Origin of the sequence: Microbacterium sp. B35-30 (assembly GCF_010634855.1) — a bacterium.
Classification (GTDB): Bacteria; Actinomycetota; Actinomycetes; order Actinomycetales; family Microbacteriaceae; genus Microbacterium.
The window spans coordinates 89,965-115,754 of record NZ_MWLQ01000017.1; the positions used below are offsets into that span (position 1 = coordinate 89,965).

20 protein-coding genes are annotated in these 25,790 nt (G+C 63.7%); 4 read left to right on the forward strand and 16 right to left on the reverse strand.

Annotated elements, in window-relative coordinates; all coding sequences use genetic code 11:
* Nucleotides 1–7: 7 nt before the first annotated feature.
* Genes dpdD through dpdE form a run of 8 tightly spaced genes read right to left on the reverse strand, consistent with a single transcriptional unit; the run spans nucleotide 8 to nucleotide 17,313 of the window.
* Nucleotides 8–2,131: a protein DpdD gene (gene dpdD / locus B2K11_RS09560; RefSeq protein ID WP_163618048.1), complete on the reverse strand. Its 2,124-nt coding sequence runs from the start codon at nucleotides 2,129–2,131 to the stop codon at nucleotides 8–10.
* The gene (gene dpdK / locus B2K11_RS09565) at nucleotides 2,128–2,649 is read right to left on the reverse strand and encodes a phospholipase D-like domain-containing protein DpdK (RefSeq protein WP_163618049.1); all 522 of its coding nucleotides are present in this window, start codon (nucleotides 2,647–2,649) and stop codon (nucleotides 2,128–2,130) included. The genes dpdD and dpdK overlap by 4 nt, the downstream gene beginning before the upstream one ends.
* Complete coding sequence (dpdJ, locus tag B2K11_RS09570) at nucleotides 2,646–7,034, reverse strand: protein DpdJ (RefSeq protein ID WP_163618050.1); 4,389 nt, start codon at nucleotides 7,032–7,034, stop codon at nucleotides 2,646–2,648. The genes dpdK and dpdJ overlap by 4 nt, the downstream gene beginning before the upstream one ends.
* Nucleotides 7,031–7,699, reverse strand: coding sequence for a hypothetical protein (locus tag B2K11_RS09575; RefSeq protein ID WP_163618051.1), 669 nt, complete (start codon nucleotides 7,697–7,699; stop codon nucleotides 7,031–7,033). The genes dpdJ and B2K11_RS09575 overlap by 4 nt, the downstream gene beginning before the upstream one ends.
* The gene (gene dpdH, locus B2K11_RS09580; protein ID WP_163618052.1) at nucleotides 7,692–10,679 is read right to left on the reverse strand and encodes a protein DpdH; all 2,988 of its coding nucleotides are present in this window, start codon (nucleotides 10,677–10,679) and stop codon (nucleotides 7,692–7,694) included. The genes B2K11_RS09575 and dpdH overlap by 8 nt, the downstream gene beginning before the upstream one ends.
* A gap of 5 nt (nucleotides 10,680–10,684) precedes the next feature.
* Nucleotides 10,685–11,491, reverse strand: a complete 807-nt coding sequence (locus B2K11_RS09585; protein ID WP_204260073.1) for a hypothetical protein — start codon at nucleotides 11,489–11,491, stop codon at nucleotides 10,685–10,687.
* Nucleotides 11,492–11,537: 46 nt separating this feature from the next.
* Nucleotides 11,538–14,087: a protein DpdF gene (dpdF, locus tag B2K11_RS09590; protein ID WP_163618054.1), complete on the reverse strand. Its 2,550-nt coding sequence runs from the start codon at nucleotides 14,085–14,087 to the stop codon at nucleotides 11,538–11,540.
* Entirely contained in the window at nucleotides 14,074–17,313 is a 3,240-nt protein-coding gene (gene dpdE, locus B2K11_RS09595; RefSeq protein ID WP_163618055.1) for a protein DpdE, read from the reverse strand. The genes dpdF and dpdE overlap by 14 nt, the downstream gene beginning before the upstream one ends.
* 490 nt (nucleotides 17,314–17,803) lie before the next feature.
* Between dpdE and B2K11_RS09600 the strand changes: the two genes are divergently transcribed.
* Complete coding sequence (locus B2K11_RS09600; protein WP_163618056.1) at nucleotides 17,804–18,820, forward strand: zeta toxin family protein; 1,017 nt, start codon at nucleotides 17,804–17,806, stop codon at nucleotides 18,818–18,820.
* 68 nt (nucleotides 18,821–18,888) lie between these two features.
* On the forward strand, nucleotides 18,889–19,380 hold the full coding sequence (locus B2K11_RS09605; protein WP_239525904.1) for a recombinase family protein: 492 nt from the start codon (nucleotides 18,889–18,891) through the stop codon (nucleotides 19,378–19,380).
* A gap of 167 nt (nucleotides 19,381–19,547) precedes the next feature.
* Here B2K11_RS09605 and B2K11_RS09610 read toward each other — a convergent pair whose 3' ends face one another.
* From B2K11_RS09610 to B2K11_RS09630, 5 genes are read right to left on the reverse strand one after another with little or no spacing between them, the layout of a single operon-like run.
* The gene (locus B2K11_RS09610) at nucleotides 19,548–19,814 is read right to left on the reverse strand and encodes a hypothetical protein (RefSeq protein ID WP_163618058.1); all 267 of its coding nucleotides are present in this window, start codon (nucleotides 19,812–19,814) and stop codon (nucleotides 19,548–19,550) included.
* Nucleotides 19,811–20,704 carry a hypothetical protein gene (locus tag B2K11_RS09615; RefSeq protein WP_163618059.1) on the reverse strand — a complete coding sequence of 298 codons (894 nt, stop codon included), beginning with the start codon at nucleotides 20,702–20,704 and terminating at the stop codon, nucleotides 19,811–19,813. The genes B2K11_RS09610 and B2K11_RS09615 overlap by 4 nt, the downstream gene beginning before the upstream one ends.
* A 5-nt stretch (nucleotides 20,705–20,709) precedes the next feature.
* Nucleotides 20,710–21,180: a hypothetical protein gene (locus B2K11_RS09620; RefSeq protein WP_163618060.1), complete on the reverse strand. Its 471-nt coding sequence runs from the start codon at nucleotides 21,178–21,180 to the stop codon at nucleotides 20,710–20,712.
* Entirely contained in the window at nucleotides 21,180–21,482 is a 303-nt protein-coding gene (locus B2K11_RS09625) for a glutaredoxin family protein (RefSeq protein WP_163618061.1), read from the reverse strand. The genes B2K11_RS09620 and B2K11_RS09625 overlap by 1 nt, the downstream gene beginning before the upstream one ends.
* Entirely contained in the window at nucleotides 21,472–21,702 is a 231-nt protein-coding gene (locus tag B2K11_RS09630; RefSeq protein ID WP_239525905.1) for a helix-turn-helix domain-containing protein, read from the reverse strand. Before B2K11_RS09630 ends, B2K11_RS09625 begins: the two co-directional genes overlap by 11 nt.
* A 128-nt stretch (nucleotides 21,703–21,830) precedes the next feature.
* On the opposite strand from B2K11_RS09630, the gene B2K11_RS09635 reads away from it, so the two are divergent.
* Both B2K11_RS09635 and B2K11_RS09640 read left to right on the forward strand, forming a co-directional pair.
* On the forward strand, nucleotides 21,831–22,409 hold the full coding sequence (locus B2K11_RS09635; RefSeq protein WP_239525906.1) for a hypothetical protein: 579 nt from the start codon (nucleotides 21,831–21,833) through the stop codon (nucleotides 22,407–22,409).
* A 148-nt stretch (nucleotides 22,410–22,557) separates the two neighbouring features.
* Nucleotides 22,558–23,631 carry a CFI-box-CTERM domain-containing protein gene (locus B2K11_RS09640; protein WP_163618062.1) on the forward strand — a complete coding sequence of 358 codons (1,074 nt, stop codon included), beginning with the start codon at nucleotides 22,558–22,560 and terminating at the stop codon, nucleotides 23,629–23,631.
* Nucleotides 23,632–23,979: 348 nt separating this feature from the next.
* Here B2K11_RS09640 and B2K11_RS09645 read toward each other — a convergent pair whose 3' ends face one another.
* The 3 genes from B2K11_RS09645 to B2K11_RS09655 all read right to left on the reverse strand — a co-directional run bounded on the left by B2K11_RS09645 (nucleotide 23,980) and on the right by B2K11_RS09655 (nucleotide 25,713).
* Nucleotides 23,980–24,693, reverse strand: coding sequence for a head GIN domain-containing protein (locus B2K11_RS09645; RefSeq protein WP_163618063.1), 714 nt, complete (start codon nucleotides 24,691–24,693; stop codon nucleotides 23,980–23,982).
* Nucleotides 24,694–25,118: 425 nt separating this feature from the next.
* Entirely contained in the window at nucleotides 25,119–25,415 is a 297-nt protein-coding gene (locus B2K11_RS09650) for a hypothetical protein (RefSeq protein WP_163618064.1), read from the reverse strand.
* On the reverse strand, nucleotides 25,399–25,713 hold the full coding sequence (locus tag B2K11_RS09655; RefSeq protein WP_163618065.1) for a TraR/DksA C4-type zinc finger protein: 315 nt from the start codon (nucleotides 25,711–25,713) through the stop codon (nucleotides 25,399–25,401). Before B2K11_RS09655 ends, B2K11_RS09650 begins: the two co-directional genes overlap by 17 nt.
* Nucleotides 25,714–25,790: the final 77 nt, after the last annotated feature.

Consider the following 25,790-nt stretch of genomic DNA (forward strand, 5'->3'; position numbering starts at 1 on the left):
CGTAGCGTCAATCGGTCAGTTCGCTGATGCCGGTGACCACTGCTCGCAACATGGAAGCCGATCCGGCGCCGTCGGGATATCTCACCAACGCCGACCCGGCGTTGTCGCCGATGCAACCGGTCGCCGCATGGGCGGCCCGCCGCGTGGCAACCACGATGAGATCGGAGTTCCTTGCGTGCTGCTTCAGCATCGGACTGCCGTCCTTCTCTGAAGAAGTACGCACCGTCGCCGCCGGCCAACGCTGACCGATCGCCTTCTCCACCCGCGCGAGAGTTCCTTCGTCAAGGCTGTACAGCAGAATGCGGAGAGCGACGGACAAGTCGGGTCCGCCTTCTGTGCTCTCGGGCAGAAGAGGAACTGACCAATCGAAGTCCAACCCGACGTCCGCTGTCACCAGCGCAGCGAGGTCGCGGAGCGTGCCGTCGAGTCGGCGCTTCTGCTGATTCAGCGGCGAAAGCAGAGTCGTAACGAAGTCAGCCCGCGCGCTAGCGTCAACAGTCGGTCCGAGCGCCACGGTGTCAGCAATGTCGAGTGCGCGCGAAGCAGTCGCGATCGCAACCCACCGCTCAGATGACGCGCGGACGTCACCGAGGACTTCTCGATACCTCGCCGCGCTTGGGGCCCCTCGAAGGAACACATCCAGCAACGCACAGATCACCGCAAGGTCGGCCGGCGCGAATCGCTCGGTGAGGAGGTACCTGCGAAGGAACGCCTCAGCGCTTCGTGGTGCCGGGCGTTCGAAGTCGTCCGCCTCGAGGAAGAACGCAATGCTCAAGAGGAGATCATCGGTGGCCATCATGTCGACATCGTCGATTGCGTCGGCGAATACACCGTCGATCGTCGCCACGGGTGGCCACGATGCCGCCTGATCTTGGCTGATAGCGACCGGTACGCCAGGGCCGATCGCACGCGCCCAGTCGATCCAGGAGTTGATCGCTGGCGCCGCATGTACTTCTACATCTGGCGCAACCTCGACCTCATGGGCGGACTCGCCCTCACGCCCGAGCTCGTCGTCGACCTCCACTGCGGCAGCGTCATGCTCTGCCAACTCCTCAGCCGCCAAACCGGCGATCGCTTCGGTCTCTTGGGGCGGCCTCGAAATCTGAGCATCCTCGGCCTGTGGTGGTGCCATCTGATCGGAACGGCTCTCCTGCTCTGCGCTGGCAGCAGGCTTCGTCCCGAGGATCTCTTGCAGCCTTCGTTGTACTGCATCATCGACGAAATCGTTCGATGCGAATTCTGTGATGAGGTCTACGTCGCCGCGCGCGAGGGCGACCAATCCGCCGGCCGTAACCGCATCCCGATCGACGGACGCTGCGAGTCTCGGTTCGACGAGCATGGCCACATCAGGATTCGCCCCACGAATCCGTTCGACAGCGTCGTCGATCTGCTCGTCGGCGACCGGCGGGTCGAGATTCACTCGCGCCCACGCCCCGAGGACGCCTTCCCGGACGAGCCGAGGCGGCTCGGCGTAGACGACCGACGGCAATGAGCCATGCGCGAGAAGTTCCGTATCCCTCCCCAATCGCGCCATTCGACGAATCTGAAGGAACGCGACGTTCTCGTGTGAGATCCCCCCGAGCATCTCGATCTCCTGAAGGAGACGGCCCGAGGTCTCGACAGCACCGGCTGCCAAGGCGAGGTCGAACTCGCGAAGCATCCGACCGATCGGCCGGGGAGGGGTCGGGTTTCGCAGCGGAATCTCATGGAGAGATCGAACGAGGCGCCCAAGTGCTCTGTAGGTCGGACTCGCTGTCGCAGGATCCGGGCGCAACACAAAGGTTGTGCCGTCACCCACCAACTCAAGCACGGCTGCGTCGATGGGATCCTGGCGGTTCAATCGAGCCACCCGACCATCGAACGGCGTCCAGTTCGCCGCGGTTGCAGCATCCAGCAAGGCCCTGACCCGGCCCGCGTGAGCGGTGTCCCAGCAAATGACGTAGTAGCTCGCTGCGTGCCAGGAAGCCTCTCTCCGGGGCAAGACAAGCGGGCACTCACCACGCTTGGTCAGCGCGGCCAGAAACGGCTTAAGAGCAGTTGCGACTGCCGCATCCGGGTCTTGCCCGGGCCATGTCGTGTTCGGATCGGAGAAGAACCGCGCGGTGAACTCGTCGTTGCCAATCGAACTCACGCTGATCCGCCGATCCATCGAGTCCGAAGTTCAAGGCGTTGTCTAGCGGCTTCGGCCTGCCCCACCTCGAACTCGAGACTCTCCTCATTCCGCTGAACGCCGTTCCAGGTGAAGTTCATGGATCCCTTCAGCACCCAGGACCAACCGACCATCATCTTCTCGTGCAGATCGGCGCTGGAGTAGATGTGGAGAGCATCGCCGACGCTTGCCCGCGTGAGCCGATCGATGAAGAGTTGGTTGTGATCTTCCTCGCGAAGAGCAACATGCAAACTCGTCCCGCGCCTTGTGAGCGCCCCGAGCACCTCGCTGAGCGTCATCTGAGATCGCGGCTCGGCACCCATCACAGCATCAAACTGTCGATCCGCATTGTTCAGCACCGGGATGTCCGTCACCCACCCGGAGACCAGCCAGACCTCGTCACTCGGCCAGCACAACTCGGAAACGATCGCCGCCGTAAGTACGTCTCCGATTGCCAAGCCGTTTCGCGGGCGCGTCCGCACCATCCTGCGCCCGCTCACTGCAGTTCCTCCGCGAGTGAGAGTTCCGCGAGCGCAACTCCGTGCCTCTGACGCATCGCGATGACCCGGGCATACGTTCTCAGCCCATTCCGCTCCACCGGCGTCACTACCGCGGTCCGAACCCCAGTCGCGAGATGCGCTCGAGAGGCGTACGGGCAACTCAGGATGACGCGCCCCTGTTCCTCCATTGCCTGCGAGTAGTCGTCGATCCACCCTGGTGTCGTCACGTCGACGGTAAGCACATCTTGGGCGGTCAGTTTCTCAAGAATCCGTCGTTCGACGGCCACGTTGGATCGGTATGGATGCCAGTGTTCGAGGCGCTGGCTGCGCGCCTGCGGGCCCCGAAGCCACAGAAGCGAGAATGCCGAGTCGGCGCTCATCGCTCCAAGATCTACGCCGAGGTTGCGTTGCGAGGCGTGGTAGGTGATCGTCCTCGCGTCGATCTCAACTCCGAGCCTGGCCTCTTCGCGAACCCACGCCTGGATGAGTCCGGCGACAATCTGGTCGATCGCCGGCGATGAGCCCGGCCGCAGCATCCGCGCCGCCAGCGTGGAGACAAGAAGGTGCGACGGGGGTCCCTCAGACTCCGTCCACGACTCGAGCAAGCTGCGGAGCGCCTTGTCCATCGCATCGATTCCGCTCGCCGCTCGGAAAGCGTGGACTCCTCGCGCGATGGCACTTTCAGGGACGAGCAGGTCCGCGACGATCGTTTGCATCGCTGCATCGACGTCTTCAGCCTCAGTGGGACCGGTTGCGCGGGTGACCGCATCCCAGAAGCGACGGGGATCTTGTGCGTAGTCCCGATGCAGCTTCTCCATGAGCCCGAGCCCGCCGATCGACGTTTCGGAAACGAAGATCTGAAAATCTCGCGTTGCCGGCGAGAACTCCACGTCGACCGCGAGATCCCCATCTTGAGCATCCGGCAGGGCTTCGGTTGTCGCAGTGAGGATGGCATTCGCGACGGTATCGAGAACGACACGGTCGAGTAGTGCTGCGCTTGTTGTCGTCGTCGGGTCGTCCGTGATCAGGACGTTCGCGTGCTCCTCAATCACGGATTGCACGATCTGACTCGCCGCCAGTCCCGTCAGTGCATCCAGCGTCCTCGTCTGTCCAAGCTGACCTACAACGTCGGCTCGGTATGCAACTGCGAGGAATCGCTGCAGGTCATCCGCCCATCTCCCACGGGTAAGTCCGATGGGAACGGAATAGACGTCCTGCGTTGCGAGGCCTGCTTGCACGAACGCGTGAAGATAGGCCTCCGTGAGCCATTGCCTCTGGAAAGAGTTGGCCACGTCGTCGAGGCGCTCGTCCTCCAAAATGAGGCGGCGGAACAAGAGCGTCCGTCCCGCGGGCGACTCCGCGAAGTTCCCAAGGTAGCTAAGGGTGTCGACCGGCAGCGAGCCGGCGACCCGCATCGCGTCGACCTCCAACTCAAACCCAAGGGCCGCCGGGCGACCTTGGTGCTCGTATCTCACGTGCACAGGAGTCCTCGAGCCATCGCGATTGGCAAGTTCGCCGTCGGAACCGATAGCCATTCGACGAACCTTCAGTGGGCCTCCCCCCACGTGGAGCGCGAAGGAGCAGCCAGTGATGAGACTCGCCCACGCTGACGGAACTGGCAAGTCCGCGGGATAGAGACTGTCCGGTGAAAACTCAAAGGCCGATCGCCATAAGGGCTGGGCGTTCGAGGTGTCCAGAACTGTGGTGGGTGGAGCCACAAGTTTCAGTGCCAGTGGACGAACCACTGTGTATGTGTCGCCGCCGGATGTCGACCACTCCCCTAGCGCGTGCCCCTTCGACACGACGTCGGTGAGTGGGAGGTCGTTTCCGGCGGCAGGGACAGGCAGCCACGTGCTCAACGTCGCGTGTGCGTACCCGTACCGGCGGCTCACCCGACCGGGGACAGCCTCCCGTAGAGCCTGACTGATCGGCATCGACGGCTGATCGTCCCCGAAGTTGGACGGCAGTTCGAATGTGACATCGGGGGTGTTCAGTGCGCCGAAGAGCGTGTTCGTCATGAACTCCGGAAGTGGCGTCCGCGGAAGAGCGCCCGCGTCGTTCTGCCCCGGCAACGGTCTCCAGGCGGATTCGAGGCGACGGAGTGCTGTCGGAATGACCGAGAGCATCAGTGAACGGGGCTCTTCCCACAGCGCAGCATCCACTTCATCGGCTGGGAGTCGCAGCGCACGAGAGAGATGCTCGGCAAGTTCATCCCGCGCCGCGACGTCCTCGATGACAGCCACAAGGAGCGAGCGAACGTCATCGGTCTTGGGCCACGGCGAGTCCTTCGGCGGCGTCAGCACGAGCCTCGCGTTGGCGCCCGTCTTGCGCGACAACCAGTCAACAAGCGCGTGGGTCGCCTGCATCTTGACGACGAAGCGATTGTTGATCGGCAGCGATCGTTCGTCGATCTCAGGGTCGAGGAGTTTCTCGTAGGTCTGATAGGCGATCCGGTCACGCCCGTAGTCCGACAGCACGACAACGGTCATGGGACGCATGGCGAGTCGTCGCCCCGCGCGACCGCGTCGCTGGAGGAATGAGGCCAGGTCGCGAGGAGCCTTGTGCTGGATAACCGCCCCCACTCGGGGATCGTTGAATCCGACTTCCAAGGAGGATGTTGCGACTACTACGTCAGCACCGGCATCGACCCCGGTGTCCTGCGAACTCGTCCGCGCCACATTGAGGCCTCGGTCCATGCGGTGGAGCTGTGCCGGGAGGTCCCACGACTGACCGTCGATGTAGCGGGGTCCCGCTTGCGCGTCTCCGGGACTCCGAAGACTAGCCAGCACGGTGCCCCGTGCTCGACCTCGAGGGGCGTGCCCCTCTGCATCGCGGAGATTGTCATACAGGCGGTTGATCGAGTCGAGATCATCTGTGAAGGCGAACGTCACAGAACCGTACGTGCCGGGTGTGGTGTCCAGCGTTCTACCGACGAGCATCGCGGTCTGGATCGAGGTTGACAACAGGGCAGCGCCTGACACGGGGTCACCACGGAGGACGATCCCGTACTCACGACTAATCGCGTTGAGGTCTTCAGGCGCCGGCGCGATGACCTCGACATCACTCCGATCAGCCCCGGTCAGATTCGCGAAGTAGTCACCGGCATCGCGGAGGGTTGCGGAGAGGCCGACCACCACCGGGCTGTCTGTGCCCCACTGACGGTTGGCGTGCCTCCACCGGCGAAGCATCAGTGCGACTTGAGCACCATGCACACCCGAGTAGGTGTGAGCCTCGTCGAGCAGCACCATCCTGGTTCCCGTCGGACCACGCCACCCCAGCACCTTTCCCAGCGCGCCGTCGGTGGATTGCTTGCTCAGCATCTCAGTGGAACTGAAGAGGATGTCGGGCGGGGTCTGTCGAATGGACTCGCGGGTGATGGCTAGCGCGCCACGCGGCGTCTCGGTCGCACACGTGTCGCACTTCAGTTGCTCGTTTCCTGCGCGACGGTCGGAATCGGGCCACACCATTTTCCCGAGGCAACCGTCCGTCAGGCACGGGAAGTATGGGGCCGCCCAGCCAGCGGTAAGCCTCGTCCACCCGACCGGGCCGCGGTTGCCGTCCAGGTCGCGTGCCTTGGGAGTACTGCCATACAGGAGACCAATTCGGAGGGGCCGCGTTCCTGCGCCCTTGAGTCCGCCAAGGCGTTGTGACATGAGCAGCGCCTCACGAGCCTGATCGCGAAGAAGCTCATTCCGTGGGTACAGCGCCAAGGTGTGGGCGCCCGACCTCTTGATATCCGGGGCGGCCGCTATATCGAGGATCGCCGGTATGTAGAAGGCGAGTGTCTTTCCGGAACCGGTGCCGGCGGTCACGATGCGGGCAGTCAGACGAGGCGCGCTGAGACCTTCCAGGATCGCTCTCGTGGCGTCCAACTGGAACTTTGCAAGCTTTCCGTCGCCGATGATTCTTTGGAGAACGTCGGCGCCGCCAAGCGCCCAGTTCGGCATGGTGGCGAGTGACACCGCGGCCTCACTCGCCACGATCTCTCGCCGCGGATACCGCCGTGGAGAAACCCTAAGTCGATAGTCAGCGACGAGAGTTTGGGAGTCTCTCCACCACCCAGGAACGGAGGTGTCTTTCGGCCACAACTGCCGCAATGTCCGAAGCAGTCGCAGTGTCTCCGCAAGCCTGGTCCGGTACTTCGGCACCGTGTCTGGGATGCGGTGAAGCAGACCCGCGTCGAGCAGATACTGCAAGTACTCGTCGGGCGAATGAAGCGGAGCGTCTGGGGAAGCCGCGTCGATGTCGAGTTGAGCATCGATTGCGTCCTCGACATCACGCTTGCTCAGGAACCCATCAACAATGCCCCACGAGAGAAGCGGGAGTTCGCGGTCCTCAAGCCGGCTTAGGAGGTCGGGCACCCCACCCCAGGGATCGATACTCATGACAGCGAGAGGTACAACTGACTGCGGAGTGTCTCATCTGCGCGCAGCAACTCGAGTTCGTCCTCGCTAAGGTCAAACAGGCGAATTCGACCCTGAACGAACCGATTCAATACGGCGTTGACCCCCGCGCTCTCGACATCCGCGAGGTCATCCCTGACGCGCCGCCAAATGACCTGAAACTCATCGATGGCCGCGAGACTTGGAGCCTTGCCGGCGCTCCTTTCCAGGCTCTGAACGCGGGCCTCGGCGCTACGACGTTCAGCACCGAGTCTTGGGATCAGAGTCGTGGCCAGGTTTGAGATCTGGCCAAAGGCCCACGAGGTCCAGGCCCGACTGTCTGCGAGGGCAAGTTCACCGTTCACACGTTCGAGACGACTGACCCGCGCGTTGATGTACTGCCACTTTGGACGGCCGGTCCGATTGATCTGATCGCGGACCTCTCGCGGAGCCGCGGATAGGTCCGACAAGTCGTCAACGGGAGCGCCGATCTCCGCGAGACGCCGATGAATCTCGAGGCCTTTGCGGAGCCTCGTCAGCTCAGTGCTCAACTTGTCAATCTGGGCCTGAAGACGACGCTGTTCCTGCGAATCGGTCTCCGATTCGCGTTTCGCCCTAGCGATCGCAGCCAAACGCCGCGCGTCTTCGGCAAGCGTTGTTTCACTCACTGACTTCGCCTCCCGTGATCTCGAACCAATCCGCGAGGACAGACTCGAGCATCTCGTCCACATCCGCGGCTGTACCGCCACTGTTCTCAGCCTGCCGCAGTCCAGCCGCAACCCATCGCGCACTGAATTCGAGATAGTCGGCAATCGCCTGAAGGTCGGCTCCCGCGTTCGTACCGACGAGCCTCGCGAGATTCAAGCCTGAAGCGGATGCGGCAGTAGTGAGCAATTTCTCAACCTCGCCCACAGACTTCGAGTCAAGGGTTCGCGCCGCGTCGTTCCGCGCCGTCAGACCCGCGAGGTCGTTGACCATCACGAGACCTTCTGTTTGTCCGTCACGAACCGCAGCAGCGATGGCGTCGATCGTGTCGGTGAACGATCCGTGAGGCAGGTGGATACGCACGCGGTCAAGAAGGGACTGCCAATGGGCTAGTTGGCGGCTGCCGAGACGGGTGAGCGCCTTGAGTTTCTGCTCAGACTCGCGACACCAGTCGGGGACGTCGTATTCAGAATCACCGAGCGCCAGTTTCTCCGCCTTGCGGGCGATGGCGGCGAAGCGGGTGAAGTCGATGGCGTGTACCGCACCGGTACCCTGCGCCGCACCGACGCCACTGAGGAGTCGCTCGATGACTGCCGATCTCGATGCGACATACGCCTGATAGGCGCTGGCCCACTCGACCGAGCGGGAGGCGACATCGGCCCGGGGGGCAGCGTCTCTCCAAAGTGACATGGACACGCGGTCGAGATCCGACTTCGGCGGAACAATCCCGCAAGCCAACGCCCCACGGATAAGCGATGCGGTCGCTCCAACCAGTTCGGCCTCTGACACACGCAGTTCTGCGAGTATCCGTTCTTTGGCCGCACCCACGGCCGGGGCGACGAGGCCGTCCAATCGTGGCAGCGCATCGCCAGCCCGCTCGGGGAAGCCCTCCATCATCAGCACGAGACCTTTGAACGTGACGGCCATTCGCGCTGAACGCTCCAGGCGGATGAGCGGCGCCGACCCAAGCGCCAAATTCTCGTTCGCACCGTCGATCGACACGCTGCGCGCACCAACCGGCACCGCCTTCGTGACCGTGACGGTGTCCGGTTCTTTGATGACGGGGTCGAGCCAGTCGATCCGAGCCAGCAGGGCCTCGCGGATCACGGTTCGGAGATCATTTGCAAGGCTCTGGAGTAGCGGCTTTCCTTCGGACCAAGCGTCGATCAAGTCGAGTTTGCTCTGGACAGACCGCGGGAGACCGTCGACGGAGCGATTCGGCCGCGGAGTAGACTCATCCCCGCGCGGTCGATCCGCTGCGTCCGGCGCGTAGATCGACGGGGACACTGGCGGGTGCGAGAACGCTTCGAGAATCCCGTGCGAGATCGGTTGAGTGCCGACGCTCCCCCAGAACGTCACAAGCGCTTCGAGTCGCCCGGCCTGGTCGTCCGCGAGAGATCCTTCGATGTGCTCGCGGATGTGGATCGGCAGACGTGTAAGTCGCATCTCCGCCGACTCCTCAGCGAGGAAGTTCGAAGGCGGGAACTCTCCATTCCGAATGGTCGAGACGTTATCCGTAAGGGCATTCCGAACTGCACGGGACAGCACCTTGCGGGGGTTGAAGTACGCGTGGTCGAGCCCGGGATCCCTCTCCGCGCAAGCCCGAACCGCCCGAAGAACTGCGGGTTTGTTGTACGGATATAGCCCGTAGCCCTGCCGGGAGGTCCCGAAAGTGTCGTGGCAGGAGGTCTGGAACTGGCACGTGAAACAGGCGTTTGGAACGTTCGGCGACTCTGCTTCGAGGGTCGCCTTGCCGACTCGCGCTGCGTTGAGGTAGCGCCCCACAAAGTCGACGAGGTCGTCCTCGCCTTCACTACTTCCATCCAACTCAACGTCGACCGCATAGATCGGCGACGTCGCCTCAGACCGGCGTCTGAAGGTCTCCGGCAATGACTCTCGGTAGTAGCCCGGGGTGACCGCCATCATCGTGCGAACCGTCGCGTACCGCTCGACGCCCTGAACAACGCCGACCTCGATCATCGCGTCGAGGAGGTCGCGTCTCACGCCCTGAATCAGAGCGACGTCCTCGACCAGGAGAATGATCTCGTCGCCGACCAGCTTTTCGCGGATCTTCTTGAAGGCTTGTCCGATGTCACCTACTGCGAGACTCGCTGCCTTCATCACTGCGATGTCGAGATTCTCATTTATTAGACGTGCGGCTTCGGCTTGCATTGCCGGTTGCGCGATCATCCGACGGAAGAGTTTCTGGGTCGCGGCGGCCGCTTCTTGAACGTTCGCATAGTCGCCGATGTCGGTTGGCAACTCGGCCGCCGTGAACTCCAACGGAACGTCGCCTTCATCTGCGTCCCTGCCACGGAGCGCGTGCTCCGCGCGACGGCGAATGAATGATCCATCTCTCAAGAGATGCTGTTCGAAAAGGGGATCCGTGAAGAACAGCCGAAGTCCGTTCTCCCCTACCAAAGCCCTCCCGTAAGCGCTGTCGGCATCAGCAGTGCGTAGTGCTTCGGCGAGTTCCGCGAGCAGCTTGTGCTCCATCTCGTCGAGGGTCATCCCACTCCCGAGACTCGACACCTTTCGCCGGAGCTCCTCGAACTCAGGATCCCGCTGACCGACGAGAAGTGCCTCGACGACGTCCTTGAGGCTCGTCTCGGTTTTCTGGAGGTAGACAACGTGTCGCCTTGGCGTGCGCGGGATAGTGGCGTTGACCCACCGGACAAGGTGGGATTTGCCGGCTCCGGACTCCCCGATAACCGTTGCCACAAGCACACCGTTGTTGGGCGCAGCCCCGAGAAACTCTTCAAGTACCTGCTTCTCGCTGACGAGTTCGGAAGCTTGGTGTCCTCCATGACCACCTCGCCTTGTGATTCGGAGCGGTGCGTGAGTTGCCAGAAGGACCTGATCAGACGGAACGGCGGCCTCGGTGGGAATTGTGGAGATGACATCTTCCGGCGTCCAGCAGACGTAGTTGATCTGTGCGCTCATTCTCGTTATCCCTTGACTGCCACTGTCGAGACGTAGCGGTTATGGCCGAAGTCCTGCGCATCGGGTAGTGCCATGACCCCCGACGGGTCAGATTGATAGGCCATGGTCAAAACGCCCCGCTGTTCGGCGCTCGACAGGGCTAGACCGAGCACGCGCAGGCTGGAGTCGTCGTCCACTGGCATGCCCTCATACGTAGCGCTCGGGTGACCAGGCAGCACCGGCAACTCGGTGCGCAAGAAACTCAGCAACTGTCCGATGGGGAGTTGTTGATCACGTGGAAGGGGGTCACCAAAAGGTGCGCGAATCGCATCGATGAGGGCCTCAGTCGGATCGGGAACAATCTTTGCCCCCCGGTTTGCGTTCTTGGACAGTGCTCCCAACGCCGGCCGACTGAAACCCAAAGCCTGGCTCCACAGCCGAAATCCATTCCAGCGGGTGTCGTTCACGAACGGATTTGCCGTCGCCTCCGTCTGCACCGTGTCGTAGTCGAGTGGAAGCATCGGGGCCTGTCTCATCAGCCATATGAGTCCGGCGCGGAGGTCAGGCGCGCCAACGAAGTCAGCACCTTGGTCCAATGGCGCGACGACGGCACGTCGACGAAGGACACGCAGGAACTGAGAGGCACTGCCAATGGGCTCCGCCGAAAGGGCGCCGTCGTCGTCTTGCTCCACCAAGCGGAAGTCGCGCAATCCAGATAGGGCCCGCTTGCCATGCTGCGTTTGCGAGGCGAGACCCTCCGGCGCGACCATCGCAATGACATCGTCGGGGCCGAGTCCTGGCGAGTTCATAATCACCTGGTATGTCAACCACATGGTTTGTGGCAGGCAGAGCGCTGGGCTCGGGTTTAGGACGTCCACGTCAAAGTTCCTTCATGAGTGCGCGTGCGGAGATCGAGTCTTGCGCGTCACGGCGCGGCCAGCCTGGCCGGTCCGGGTTGGGGGTGTCCTTTGGCCCCACGATGTAAGACACGTCTCCCAAGCTATTGCGATCCAGCGCCTCGCCCGGAATATGGGACTCCTCAAGGATGAAGGCGACAGGTCCTGAGTACGACTGTGCCAGAGGAGCCACGGAGGTTGGGTCATCCAGCACTATCGGCGTGTGTGCCGCGGCGCGCTGCAGTCGCAGAGCAGCCTGCGCGCTCAACCCGGCGAAGACGTGAACGCGGCGTTGCGCCATCCGCACCATAAGTGGTTCGACGTCTTCCCCGTCGTCATACCAGACGAACAGCGTCGCGCTTTCTCCGCGCCACCTTGCCAACGGATCCGGCACCGGCCCCGGCTCAGGCAGGCTCGGAACGGGTTCCGGTGGATTTGGTGGCGCCGACGACGGATCACGTCGGCAGGACGGGCAACCCCTGCACGCCGACTGCGTGATGAGCTGGCCGCCCCGGTGTGAGACTCGATAGTGCTTTGCAATGCGTCGACCGACGCACTCTGCGCCCGTCGCGAGTCCCAGCGATGACGACAAGGCGTGACGTTGCGCCTCTCTCACCTGGTCGCGCACCTTTCCCATCGCTGAGGTCCACCCGCTGCGACTGAGGTACTCGCCGTTCTTCAACTCAAACTCGATGTAGTCCTCGACCTCGTCGAAGAACTTTGCGCGCGCCTCCTCCACCTCGTCCGATGAGGCGAGCGGATCTGGCGTGAACTGGGGCACCCGTAGTTCAATGATGCCCGCTTGAGCCATGAGGGTGAGGGTCCTTACGTTCCATGCCGCGCTGCGCCCGTAGCCCTTGTCAAGGTGTTCCGGGAGTGAACTCTTTCGCACCCGAAATCGAAGACCACTAAGCGCCACACCGCCGCGACGAAGCTGCTCCCATCGCGTCCAGCCCACCTCGTCACCAATCATCGTGACGTCACTCAGTCGTTCAGCAAGTCGGCGGTCACCTGGCCCGATAGAGAGGTACGCAATAGAGGGCCTTCCATCGCGCCCCGAACGACCCACTTCTTGGTAATAGCGGTCAATCGTCTCGGGGAGGCAGGCATGGATCACGGTGCGCACGTTGGGCATGTCAAGCCCAAGGCCAAACGCGGACGTTCCGACAACAATGTCGTACCCAGTCGCGTCGCCGCCCGAGCTACGCCACTGCTCCATAACCGTTCGACGCTGTTCATCAGACGACTTACCGGTCACAGCACCGACCCGACTGAAGCCAGCCTCATTCAACCGCCGAACCCATGCGGTCGCATCCTCGACCTTGGTGACGTAGAGAATCAGTGGGCGCGGAAGGCAACTGACCGCTTTGAGAACCGCTGCGACGCGCGAGTCTTCCTCAGCATGCGAGTCGATGAAGTATGCCGGCTCGGTACGGATCTCAGACCCCCACACCAATTGGGCACGCGCCTCCCCCACGGAGAAGAGCGTCGTCAGGAGGTCGACCGGACGCTGAGCGAGGGTTGCACTCAAGAGGAGGACCGATGGCTTGCGTCCTTGGGGAGCGTTATCGTACGCATCTCGAATCAAGCCGGGCATGGTCTGGAACTCCGGTCGGAAGTCGGTACCCCATTGATCGACGAGGTGAGCTTCATCAATCACGACTTGCTGAAGCATCCCCGCCTCAGCGCAGGCGAGCATCGCCGGCGCGAGTCCGGATACGAACGCTTCGGGAGATGTATATAGGAGCCTCTGACTCCCGGATCGTACCGCCTCGCGCAACTGAGCCTTGGTGTCGGCGTCGAGCGAACCGACATAGGCGTACCGACCGAGCGGGCTGAGTTGAATTCCCCGATCCCGTGCCATCTCGTGGGTCCGGCGCTCCATGTCTAGAGCAAGAACGACCGTCGGAACGACAATGACAGTGACCCCACTTGTCGACAGGAGAACCCTGCTCCAAGCGACGGCCGTCTTGCCGCGGCCAGTGGGAAGACAAATGACCAGAGAGCCTTCGTCATTGAGCACGGCCGCTCGGGCGGCCTGCCTTTGCGGCTCACCGCGATACGTCGGATAGTGGTGGGCTTCCTTCCAGAACGGATCCGCTTCGATAACGCGCAGTTCGTCGGGTTCGACGTCCCGGTAGACGTCTCGGACCTGTTGACGCGCTGCCTCTCGGCCGACATCGCCCCCTTCGGAAGTTGCGGGAGGCTCCCAATCCAATGCCCGGACGGACAGACGTCCATCCGCCAGTCTCGTGGCTTGACATTCGAGGTCTTCCCATTGCGCTGCGGTGGGCCATGGTCGGGAGTCTGGCAGGGCGAGAGCGCGATCTCCGCCATACGTCTCTTGAGCCGTGAGAAGCACCTGTCGAATGAGCGCTGCCACATCGCGCCATGCCGACTTGCCCGCCTCCAAACCCCTCAGTGCGTCGAGCAGGCGCCGACAGGCATCCGAGACGTCTCGCCCGATGGTCGATACGGCTTCGGGCCACCGATCAAGCGCGGACTGGGTGGTCGAAATGTCATCCCTCGACATATGCCCTCCATGGCTGCGCCGAGACCACGACGCACGTCACGCCGCTCAATCGAATGACGGGATTGTTGACTCCGGCTTCGAGTGCTCCCCCGATCGCAACCTCAAACTCGAGTGCGGAAGGATCACCTACCAGCCCCGTGGCTCGCGCCCGAGCTCGACTCTGCGCGATAACTACCTCAGTCTCGCGTCGCACCTTCCGCGCAGCCTGCTCAGACACCTCGACGACGTCCGCAAGGATGCCGACGTGGCGACGCGCTGCCTCGAAGCACGCCGTCGCGTTGGGGGCGAGATTCTGTTCGCCGCCGAGAATCGAATGAAGAGCCGGAATCCTTTGATGATTCAGATTCTGGTCCGGCCCCTTCTCAAAGGGGCGGTCCAAGTAGGCGGCGAAGTTGGCGCTCGTTACGGGTTCTCGGTTGTGGACCGGGACCCAGACTCGCCGGCGCTGCGGAGGGAACGCGGCATCCGCCCGCCGACGCGCGACCGGTTCGGCGATGGCGTCACTCTCCAGGACCTGGATTATCGGATCGAGATCCGCTTCGATGAGGAAGTCGAAACCGAAGAACGTGAACGGGTCGTTCGGCCAACGCGGATCGAGCCGCCACATCGCGACCGCCTGTCCACGGTCATCGAGATTGAGAAGACTTTCGATGCCGTCGATGAACGGATTGCCCCTACGGAAGAGTCTTTCGCGGGGACGCAAAAGCCATCGGTCGAAGGAGCCCGTCCGCGCCGCATCGACAGACATCAACCTCGCAAGCAGACGCGGGCTGAACAACGGTTGCTCCATGGCGTCGCGACCAAAGGTGAGGGCTCCGCCCTTGTCGCGCGACGCCGTCAGCCGGAAGCCTTCGGCGCCCGTGACCAACCGGAGGTAAGCATCCTCGAGGCCGCGGGGACTCTCCTCGTAGCGAGCGATCGACGCCGCGATCGACTCACCCTCGGAGTGCGTACCGAAACTCGACTCCAGCGCATCCAATTCATTGATTCGACTCCGCTCCTTTCGAAGTTGATCCCGGATCCCCTCGGTGCGTTCGAGGAAGGCCTCAACTCCGTCCGTCGCGCAGACCATCCATGCTTCGAGCGCAATCTCGTCCGCTGCCTCCTGGAGTGCGGAGATGGAATCGCTGAAGATCTCGAACCCCGTTGCGAGAAGCCGTAGCCAAGAGTCGAGGATCTCGCCACGCTCACCCGGGACCACGACGTACTGCTGGGCGGCAGCGTTGTCGCCATAGCGATCAACACGACCAATCCGCTGCTCAAGCGCATTCGGGCTCCATGGCAGTCGCGCGTGGAAGACGACGGCCGCGTCCTGAAAGTTCTTCCCGACCTCACCGCTTTCATCGACGACCAGCAGGCCGCCCGAGGTCCGCCATGCACCCATTGAGTGTTCCCGTTGGGCCTCGGATTGTTCGCGGAGGTGCGCGTGCACAGGGGATGCGAAGTCAGGAGCATTGCGAGCTGCCGCGACGAGTTTCTTGCCCAAGGATCCGCGGCCGCAGAAGACCAGGGTGCGATCGGACGGGTTCAGGCGGGCGATGAGGGCGCCGACGAGGGCTTGGAGACCGTCGGAACTACTCAGGTCCCTGAGTTGGGTCAGAACCTGCGATTCGAATTCGTGGATGGGCGCAGCATCGAGTACCGAGCGCTCTGCCGGGTCCAGCACAGAGTCATCAGCGCCCGCGCCCGAGCGATACTCCAGAATCTCGATGAGATCATCGACAGGCCCACCAACGCGCGAAGCCAGCACCCCCAGCACCTGGCCATACCGTGCCGCGTCAATGTTGTGGTCAAGGATTGCGGCGGCGCAGCCTGCCGCCCACGCCGCAACAGCGCGCGCGCCGGCCTCGTCCTCCACGCTTGCCTCGAGACGGATAGCCTTCGGGCGTGTCCGGCCGGTGAATTCGAACGGCGTCAGCAATCCGTCATCGTCCAACTTCTGGCGAGCGATCTCGTGACGTCGATTGCGAATCACTCGGTGGTGAAGTCGATAAGTCTCTGAGATGTGAGTGCGGACTGCCTCTACGGCGGTGCGGAGCGCTTCCTCATCGACCTGTGGGGTCTCGCCCCTGGTTCCGAAGACGGCCATCGTACGGGACATGGCTTCCTGGAGGACCTCGTCTTCGGGAATCAGCGAGCGGATCTCGTCGAACTGAAGCTCGAGCAACTCAGGGTTGTCGGGGTCCGGGTCCGGATCTAGGCCGAAGACCGCGAAAGCGAGCTCACGCCGTGCTGAGAGCAACCGTTGGAACTGGTCTCGCTCCTCCCACCGGAACAACTGCGGGTCGAGCAAGTGCAGTAGGGCGAGGTGCGTAGTGGCGCTACGAGCGAACGGAGTCGCGGAGAGCATAAGCACTCGAGGTGCAGCGTGTGCGACCGCCGCCAGTTCAGCGTATGGCGACGAGTCCGGCGAGTTTGTCTTCGCCAGGAGGTGCGCCTCGTCGACCACCAGAAGGTCAACGTCTCCAAGATCGCGCCAGCTCGAAACTTCGGAGTGACCCAAGATCTCGTACGGCGACCCGCCGGGCCCGATGGGAAAGTCATCGAGGTGGAACTTGTCTCGGAGTTCGGAGCGCCACTGCGCGATCAGCGCGTCTGGCACGATCACGCCGATGCGTCGCCCAGGTTGGTCGATGAGCAACTGCCGCATGACAAGGCCGGCTTGGATGGTCTTGCCCATGCCAACTTCGTCCGCAAGCAAGTAGCGCTGAACGGGATCACGGATGATGCGAAGTGCGGCGCTGACCTGGTGAGCGTGAATCCGAACGCCGGCGGACATGATCCCCGTTGCAGAGGCCGTCGCGGCGCGCTCCTCCAGTAGGAGTCGTCGAACGGGTTCGCGGGCGTCCCGATAACGCGGTGTCTCATTGGCTCCGCTGAGCAATACCTGCAGCGGATCGCGGGGCGCTTTGTCCCATCGTGTGTAGAGGTTCCACTCGTCGATCTCCACGCGCCCGTCGACGTTCGGAACCTTGATGTAGTAGAACCCGTCCTTCGCTCCGATCACTCGACCGGCACGCCAACGCCTTTTCCCATCCTGAAAGAAGACACGCGTCTCCTCCTCCAGTTGGACCCTCCGAACGATCGACACGGTCTTCCACACCGAGTCAGCCCGAGGTTCTGCCGGCGACTCGAAGAAGTCAACCCTGATTTGTGAGTCTTCAGCCTGCCCAACCCGGCCAATGCCCGGTGCACCTGCGAAGGTTACGAAACTGCCAACCCTCACTCAGCATCTCCTAACCCGCGAAACGGCAGCTGACCTGCCGGATATCCGCTCCATCGCGCACACCCCGAATCCAACGCTGAACTCTCCCCATCATCGTCCTACATGAGCGCAAGCGCTTCCCCGACGCGAGCCTATACAACGGCATCGACGTCCGCCCCTCCGGACTGTGTGCGAGTCCGCATGAACCGGCGCCAATATACGTCCAGCCCCTTTTCCGCAGCGCGCCGATACCATTAGCGCGGGAGGCACAATTGGCTGGGACCTCGGCGTGGCGGGCCAACGACGTCGTCGAGTACGACGCGATGCGCGAGTCTGCGACTCGACTTGCGGCGCTCCTTCTGATGGCTCAATCCGAGGGCTCCGGTGTACCCGTGGAGCTAGTCCGTTTCCGGCACGACGTTCTACACGTGGATGGGCACGATCGCATCGCGGTGTCTGAACTTGCCGCGCGCATCAGATGCCGCATCGCGGACCTGGAGGAGCCGAAGCCATGAGCGAGTGGGCGCTCGAGGATGGTGAGCACGACGACATCCTGCGCCGCAGCATCCTGCCCTTGTACTTTCCCGACACCGAACTGCGCGGCGCCCCCCCTAGCTTTACGCTCCTTGCGGGCCAGCCAGGCGCGGGGAGAACGCGCACAGTTGGCCTTGTCGTCGCCGAGCACGGGTCGGGGACGGCCGTCGTTAGCGGGGACGACCTGAGAGCCTTCCATCCTCGCTTCGCTGAACGCGGTCATCCACTCACATCGGAAGACCGGGATGGGCTAGCACGCGCAACAGCCGGGTGGGTTCGCGACTGCATCCGCTACGCGCGTGAGAACAAATACTCGCTGGTGCTCGAGGGAGCGTTCCTCGACCCGAAGGTCGCTATCGGGACGGCCGAGCGGTTCGCGGGCGAGGGGTTCCAGACGCGCGTCGTCGTCGTGGCATCCCGACGTGCTGAGAGTCTGTTGTCGGTTGCATCCCTCTACCTTCGCGACGTTCAGTCCTCCGGCCCCGCTCGGTTAGTGAGCCGTGATGCTCATGACCGAGCCTTCGAGGCGACGCGCAAGCTCGTCGAGGCCGTAGGGGATGCGGCATCGGTAGACCGCCTGACGATCCTGAAGCGGAATGGCCAGACTGCATTCGATGCTCACAGTGTCGATGGCGATGAGGCGTTCCGCGGCGCCGGTGCGGCGCTCGACGATGCCCAGTCAGCCCGATTGAGCCGGTTCGACGCCACGCAGTGGCTGAGCGAACTGCACCACGTCACCGGATTCGCGGCATCCCGTCGCGATCTCCCGCGCGGCGTGACCGACCTGCTTGTGGATCTGCACGAGGTGGCGCTTCGCGAGGTGATTCCTGAGTTGCACGTTCCGAGCGATGGCAAGTTCACGATCGCGATCGAGCAGAAGACGGTGGCGAACCTCGTCGCGTTGCGCCGTTCGCTCCCGCGGGAGCAGGCAGTGGATGTCGCGGCGCCGGTGATCGTGCCTGTCGGTCCGGAGCGTGGGGGTATCTCGCGGTGAACCGAGTAGTCGGCTACTCGCGCGCGCTCGCACCGGGACTAGGGACGACGTCGGATGCGGAGCAACTGATGCTCGCCGGCGCCACTGCTGTGTTCACGGATGACGACTCTGCCGATTCAACCAAGTGCACCGGGCTTCGCGCGTGCCTCGAGTCTCTTCAGCCCGGCGACACGCTCATCGTCACCAGCGCGGCGATGCTCGCACCGACCGTCCCACAGTTCCTAGGTGCGATCGCGGGGCTGTCGGCAAGAGACGTTCGCTTCCGTTCGCTCTCTGAGTCGGCCCTCTCCACCGGAGTGCAGGTCGATCCGGCAGACGTGTTCGCTGCGCTCGAGTCACTGCGACGTCGGCTATCGAGCCTCCAGACTCGGGCGGGGATGGCATCCGCGGCCGCCGAGGGCCGGCGCCCCGGTCGCCCGACCGTCATGACTCCGGAGCGAGTCGCGATGGCACTGGAGCTTCGGAATCTCGGCCGGCCGGTGACGCATATTGCCCGCGTGCTCGGGGTGAGCGCGAACGCGGTTCAACGCTGCCTTGCAGCGTCTCCCGACCGCCCCTGACCACTCCTCGGGTTCTTCCTGGCAGTGGCTCACATCGCGACCGGAGGCGTGCGCAGTGCCGAGCCCGAGGATTACCGGACTGAGCGCAGCGAGGGAGGATATGCCGCAGGGCCGGAACGGAGCACGGCGCAGGTCGCTACCATCAGCCGCCAGGAAGGACCGACTCTCTATTCCTCACCTGACAGCGCAGCCAGTTTCTGGATGAACGGCCGCCGGTCTGCCGTCGGCACGGTGATCAGCATCCGGATCACATCTCGGAAGACCTCGAGATCTGGCTGCGGCAGTCGCTTCTCGAACGGCGCCGTGCACCACGCGACGTCCTCCTCGACGTCGTATCCGGGCTCCTGTTCGGGCTTCTCCGGGTAGTAGGAGAACGCGCAGATCGCGGCGCGGTAGAGCACCTTCTCGGTCTGGCTGCGGTCGATCGTCCTCATCGCCTCACTCCCATCGGGTTGTTCGGCTGCAGCATCGGGTGCGGCGCAGCGGGGTCGAGGTGGTGCGGTCGGCGCGGCTGTTCGCGGTGCCGCAGTCGTTCGTTGATCTGTCGAGCGATGGCATTCATCCGGGCCTCCTCGATCTGTTCCGGCGTCGGACGCGGCTTCGGCTTGGGACCGGGCTTCGCGCGGCGGAGTTCCTTCTGCAGTCGCGCCAACTCTTGCTTCTGCAGTGCCAGCGTGTACGCGGCACGAGCCTTGAGGCAATCGCGCTTCCACGCTGCCCACGCCTCGGCGGGCGTCTCGACGTCCTTCATCGCCACCGCAAGCTCCTCCTTCGTCCACGCCCGCGAGAAGAACTCGTCAGCGGCTGCGCGGTTCGCGAATCGCTCGTCTCTCGAGGTGCGATGGATGCGGCGCGCCGGCAGCCCTGCCTCGCGTCGACGCTTCTCGCGGTCGCGCCACGCGCGGTGGACGGCATTCTGCTTTTCCTTGTTGCGGGCGTAGTACTCGCGACGGCGCGCCCGTTGCTCTTCAGCGTGCTCGGCGTAGAACTCGCGCCGACGTTCGCGATGCTTCTCGGGATGCTCGCGGTACTTCTCGCGGAGCCGCGCGTTGACCTCATCCTTGTGCTTGTCGCGCCAGCGCTGATTCCGCTCCCGCTTGCCCCGCCGGTACGCCTCCGGATCCTTCTCCCGCAGCTCGGCTCGATACTGCCGCTGGTACTCGAGATACTCCTCGCGGCGCTGTGCGTAGTAGTCGCGCGCATACTGCCGGCGCGCTTCCTTGCGCTGCTTCTCGCGGTTGTGAAGCGCAGCACGCGCGTGCGCGATCTGCAGGCGGATGTCTTCGCTTTCGCGCTCGAGGCGCTCGGCTTCGTCGTCGGTCACGGTCTTCACCTCGCCATCGACGTGTCGGACCGAGGCTGTGCCCAGATTTCGTCGAGCAGCGAATCGACTGGTGCGAACCGATCACGGATTCTGCGCGGCGGCGCCAGCGGGAACCGACGATCGGCCTCGGCCGCCGACCGCTTGCCACGCGGGAAGTATTCCCGGAACAGCCGGCATCCCGGATCCGTGACGATCCAGTGGCAGCGGACGCCACACCACACGGTGAGGTCCAGTTCTGCCTCCTCCGCGGAGTGCGCCCACACTCCAACGACGTGACCGTCGATGAGCTGAGCCGTGTGCCAGTTGCGGTCACCCGACTCGACTGCGCGCGCCGCGAGAGCCTCGTTGATCAGTTGGCGACGGATGCGGCAATCCTCATCCGTGGCGCGAGCACCGCGGATCGGCGCCGCTGCGCGGATCCACTCCCCGGCTTCGGCGAGACTCTCCCCCTTCACCGGCGTGCTCAGTCGGCTCATCAGAGGATCCCCAGTCGCGAAGCGAGACCATCGAGTTTGTCGGGACGGAACCCGCTCCAGTGGTCCTCATCGCTGACGACGACGACTGGCGCTTCGGTGTATCCGAGATCGTCGACAACGTACTCACGCGCAGCTTGGTTGTCTCGGATGTCGACCTCGATGAATCGAACGCCCTTCTGCGCGAGCATCCTCTTGGTCAGCGTGCACCGCATGCACGCAGGCCCGGTCGTGTAGACAGTGATCACCTCCGCCGACGAGCCTGCATGCAGTCCGGGATGCTGCAGCTGATGCCTAGTGAGCATGAGCGCCGCCGTCCCGAGCACCGTCCTCGATCCAGGCCTCGACCTCATCGAGCGCGTAGACCACGATGCGGCCGAGCTTGCGATAGCGCGGCCCTTTGCCCTCGTATCGCCACATCGCGAGGGTGTTCTTGGTCACGCCGGGCAAAGCCGCCGCGAGTTCGTCTGGGCTCAAGAAGACGTGGCTGAGACCGGAAGTGTCAGAGTTCATCGCTGTCGTCATGGAGGTCGCCTCCTTTTGCGGATTCAATCGGACGTTTGACAGCAGTACACCCCTAATGCGTATCCTTAGTCAAGAGGTTTCTGCAGAACTCCTCCGCAGTAGGACAAGATGAGGGGGTGAAGGTCGACGTGAAGACACCCGATGGCAAGACGATGTCGGCGGAGGCTGCTTCGCAGTCGGTCGGATCCGCGCTGCGAATTGCACCAGCCTTCGTCGCCACGGCCGTCGACGAGGCGACTGGAGTCGAGACCACGATCGAGGCTCACTACAGCGCAGTCCGCGGCCGCTACATCATCACGACCATCGTCAACCGCGCGATCGCCGAGGACTTCAACGAGGATCGTTTGAAGCACGCAGCGCCGCAGGCGATCCTGCAAGTCGCCATCCCCCACTGCGTCGCTCTTCAACTCCACGAGGATCCCGAGGCACCGTGGACGACGGTCGCGGACCTCACGACTGCAGAGGGCCGCATCATCCCCCCATGGATGGCGCAAGCCGTCGTGAAGCGAGGCATGAAGGACGAGCGGTGGGAGGTCATCGAGATCCTCTACGGCACAGCAGCGCTCGCGGACCTTCCGCCTGTCAAGCTCATCGCGCTCGAACTCGAAGTGCCGGAGCGCACTGCCTCGGACTGGATCCAGAAGGCTCGCGCGGCAGGGTGGCTGGTCGGCATGACGTCGAATGTGGGCAGGCCAGCGGGTGGGTGATGCGTTCCGCTCCGACTGCCAAACTGATTTCCGCGACTGGGCATGGAGTGTCGAACCAGCGACCTACGTCACCACTCGATCAATCGGATCCGACCGCACGAGCGCGACCCGTTCGGTAGTGGCGTAGGCGGGACCGAACGTTTGCGTCGTGGATACTGCAACCACCAAGGCTGCGCATGCGGGCCTCCAAGAATGCAGTCGCCGCCGCAATGCGCACCCACTACGGTGGAGCAAACTGATATCGGCATTCGAGATCTGGGGAACAATGCCTGACTGGTACCAAGCTGGACTGCCCGCGCACATGACCTGGTGGGGCAACTGGAAGTACTGGACATCGACACTCACAGATCACTATCAGGACGCGGCCAAGGGCCGATACACCTACCCCGTCGGAGTCGAAGCGTACAGAGCGCTCCATACCGTGTCGGGCTTGATCCTGGACAGCGTGCTCGTCCTTATTGATCGCAAGCGGGAGCGGGCCCTGCTGTGCACTTTCCCCTCGTTCCTCGGAGTTACAGTCGGTGGACCGCTCTTCTCAGGGCATGAGGGCGACCCGGCAAAGCGGGAACTCGCAGCAAGAGCAGAATCGGAACTGGCTGAGAGGTCAGATCTGGACCACCTGCGCCTCGAAGGCCCGGATGGCCGCGCCTGGACTGTCTATGCGAAGGAAGTGCCAGCCGGACCTGAGTTCTTCCAAGCCGATGGTCGGTCACTGTCCGCCGTGGGAACTCAGCGAGTAGCGGACTACCTCCGGGGCGTGCTCACGGCAGCCGGCCAATGGCTCCTCATCTCAGAGGAGAAGAAGCAGATGCTCGCGTCGTTGCAAGTGGAGGTCTCCTCAACGACCAACGCGGTTCGACCCGAAGAGCCAATGTCTGCGGGTAGCACCCACCGTGCAAGCGCGTCGGCGCCTGCTTCAGCTACCCCGACCAGCCGTTCCGGGGGGTGCTACGTCGCCACTGCCGTATACGGCAACTACGACTGCCCCGAGGTCTGGGTGTTGCGTCGCTGGCGCGATACACGTCTCATAACGAATGCGGCGGGCCGCGCTTTCGTTGCCGCGTACTATGCCTTCAGTCCCCACCTAGTTCGCTTGCTCGGCGATCGGGACTGGTTCCGTCGTTCGATGCGGCGACCGATCGACCTGCTCGTGAAGCGGCTACGAGATTCGGGCTACCTGGACACGCCATATGCAGACCCGCAAAGGCTCATGAAGCGCTGAGCAGCAACTGGCCTAGCCAACCAGTGCCACTCAATGGCGTCGGCGGATCCTAGGATCGCCGGACGAGTGCGCGCTCGTAACGTGTCGGCGGACTGTTGGCTGTGCGCTAGCTGGGCGGTAGCAGTCGCCTCCATCGTGGACACGAGATGGACACAAGCCGTGCAGATCGCAACCCAGAAGGCTGATCGAGACCGAACGAGACAAGACACTCCAGGGGGCGGAAGCCCTTGATTTTCCGGAGCAGAACGCCCCGACCCGTGAGATTCCGCACTCAAACGGATGCCGCGGACACCAGCCAACCGGAGTTTCGACTCCCGCCGTCGCGTCGGGTCGTGAGTCCTCTCCCGCTCAGCGCTGCACAACGTCTCCCGAGCCCGACACGCGCACGTCGGTGCTCGGGTCGCCGGAGTACGTGACTTGACCGCTGCCCGAAAGGTCGACGGAGAGACTGTCGCTCGCCGAAACATCGACTTCGCCCGATCCGGAGAGGTTGACGACGGCATCCTGCGCCTCGAGCTCTTGGGCGTCGACGTGGCCGCTGCCCTCCAGGTCGACGGAGAGCTCGGCGGCGGAGCCCGTCAGGACGACGTCGCCCGACCCGGACAGCCGTACCTCGACACGATCGGCGTCGAGGTCCGACCAGTCGACGTCGCCCGAGCCATCGAGGTCGAGCTGTACGGTGCCGTCTGCGGAGACCGTCGCCTCGACATCGCCGGAGCCGTTCAGCTCGATCAGCTCCAGCCGGAGCACGGTCAGCTCGTACCGCACGTCGCCCAGCCCCATCGTGAAGCCAGGCTCGGCGGCCAGTACGAGGGTGTCGCCGTCTACCTCGGAAGTGAGACGCTCGATCACCCCCTCCGGAGCGTGCACCGTGAGTGCCGGCTCCCCCTCCGACACGACGAGATCACCGGATGTGTCGAGGACCACATGCGACACCTCGTCGATGTCTCGCTCCTCGGAGGTCATCGGCCCGACGGGGATCATCAGTGAGCACCCCGACAGCGCGAGGACCGACGCCGCGATCACGAGGGCGCCCGGCAGTCGGCATCCGATTCCATTCATCGGTGTCTCCCTCCTTCAGCGAAGGTGTGCCGTCAGGTCAACGGGCGGCCACCGACATCCCCTTGCCGGATGAAGGGCGACGCCGCGGAGAGCTTGAGCGCTCACAGCCATGCCCTTCGTCACCATGATGGGAGAACAAGCGCGCTCGTGCCACCCACCTGCGGAATCACCCGAGGTGCTGACGGGCGAAGCCGCCGAAGTCGGTGAGCGCGGTGCGCGCGGCATGGAGCACAGCGTCGGCGGCAGACCGGCCAGATGCGCGCACGGTGGCGAGACCCGCGGGTCATCGCGTGCCGGGCCGGGCGGCAGATTGGTTGCGGCGAGCTCTTCCGAAGTACGGCCGGTCGAGGGTGTCGTTGTCGTCCGCGGAAGCGCCACCCACCGCGACCCAGCCGGCACGTGATCGCGCTCGTAGCTGAACGGGTTCAGCCGAGCGCGACGAAGCGCGCGGTCGCACCGCGGAAGGTGCTCGCCGGGCCGGCGCCCGAAAAGCCCAGAGCAACAGTCGAGCCCGGCGGTGTCTCAGAGTGACGATCGACGAGTCGGCGATGCACGACGAGACGGTCACCGCGCGGACGAAAGAGCGCGCCCGCTCGAACGAGAACCCGGGCAGAAAAGGAGGTCATGGTTGCTGCTTCGTGATGGGCGCCGGCGACCCGGAGGCGCGCGACCGGCGGGGAGGAGGGGATGTCGATGGGCTTGCGGCTACGCGGCTTCGGCATGGCTCTGGCATTCGATGCAGGCGGCCGCGTACGGGAGCACCTCGAGCCGCGCGGGTGCGATCTGCCGACCGCACCGGGTGCATCGGCCATATGTCCCCTGGTTGATCCGATTCAACGCCGCGGTGATCTGCTCGATCGTGACGCGGTGGGATGCCGCCGTCTGATAGGCGACCGGGTCGATGCTCGGAAGAGCGAAGGGCTCGATCTCTTGAAGGGCCGCGAGCCGCTCCTCTAGCTGTCGCTCGAGCTCGCGCTGCGCCCCGGCAAGAGGGATGGCCTCAGTACTTTCGATGGTCATGGTGTGCTCCTTGGGTACAAAAAAAGCGCCGCATGTGCGACGCGCTGGGTGTCCGGTTGGACCGATCGATGGAATCG

Bases quoted from the DNA above. Each gene is read 5' to 3' on its own strand.
- dpdJ (WP_163618050.1), bottom strand. From the start codon at position 7,034: ATGAGTATCGATCCCTGGGGTGGGGTGCCCGACCTCCTAAGCCGGCTT.
- dpdH (WP_163618052.1), bottom strand. From the start codon at position 10,679: ATGAGCGCACAGATCAACTACGTCTGCTGGACGCCGGAAGATGTCATC.
- B2K11_RS09585 (WP_204260073.1), bottom strand. From the start codon at position 11,491: ATGTGGTTGACATACCAGGTGATTATGAACTCGCCAGGACTCGGCCCC.
- dpdF (WP_163618054.1), bottom strand. From the start codon at position 14,087: ATGTCGAGGGATGACATTTCGACCACCCAGTCCGCGCTTGATCGGTGG.
- B2K11_RS09600 (WP_163618056.1), top strand. From the start codon at position 17,804: ATGAGCGAGTGGGCGCTCGAGGATGGTGAGCACGACGACATCCTGCGC.
- B2K11_RS09605 (WP_239525904.1), top strand. From the start codon at position 18,889: ATGCTCGCCGGCGCCACTGCTGTGTTCACGGATGACGACTCTGCCGAT.
- B2K11_RS09610 (WP_163618058.1), bottom strand. From the start codon at position 19,814: ATGAGGACGATCGACCGCAGCCAGACCGAGAAGGTGCTCTACCGCGCC.
- B2K11_RS09620 (WP_163618060.1), bottom strand. From the start codon at position 21,180: ATGAGCCGACTGAGCACGCCGGTGAAGGGGGAGAGTCTCGCCGAAGCC.
- B2K11_RS09625 (WP_163618061.1), bottom strand. From the start codon at position 21,482: ATGCTCACTAGGCATCAGCTGCAGCATCCCGGACTGCATGCAGGCTCG.
- B2K11_RS09630 (WP_239525905.1), bottom strand. From the start codon at position 21,702: ATGACGACAGCGATGAACTCTGACACTTCCGGTCTCAGCCACGTCTTC.
- B2K11_RS09645 (WP_163618063.1), bottom strand. From the start codon at position 24,693: ATGAATGGAATCGGATGCCGACTGCCGGGCGCCCTCGTGATCGCGGCG.
- B2K11_RS09650 (WP_163618064.1), bottom strand. From the start codon at position 25,415: ATGCCGAAGCCGCGTAGCCGCAAGCCCATCGACATCCCCTCCTCCCCG.
- B2K11_RS09655 (WP_163618065.1), bottom strand. From the start codon at position 25,713: ATGACCATCGAAAGTACTGAGGCCATCCCTCTTGCCGGGGCGCAGCGC.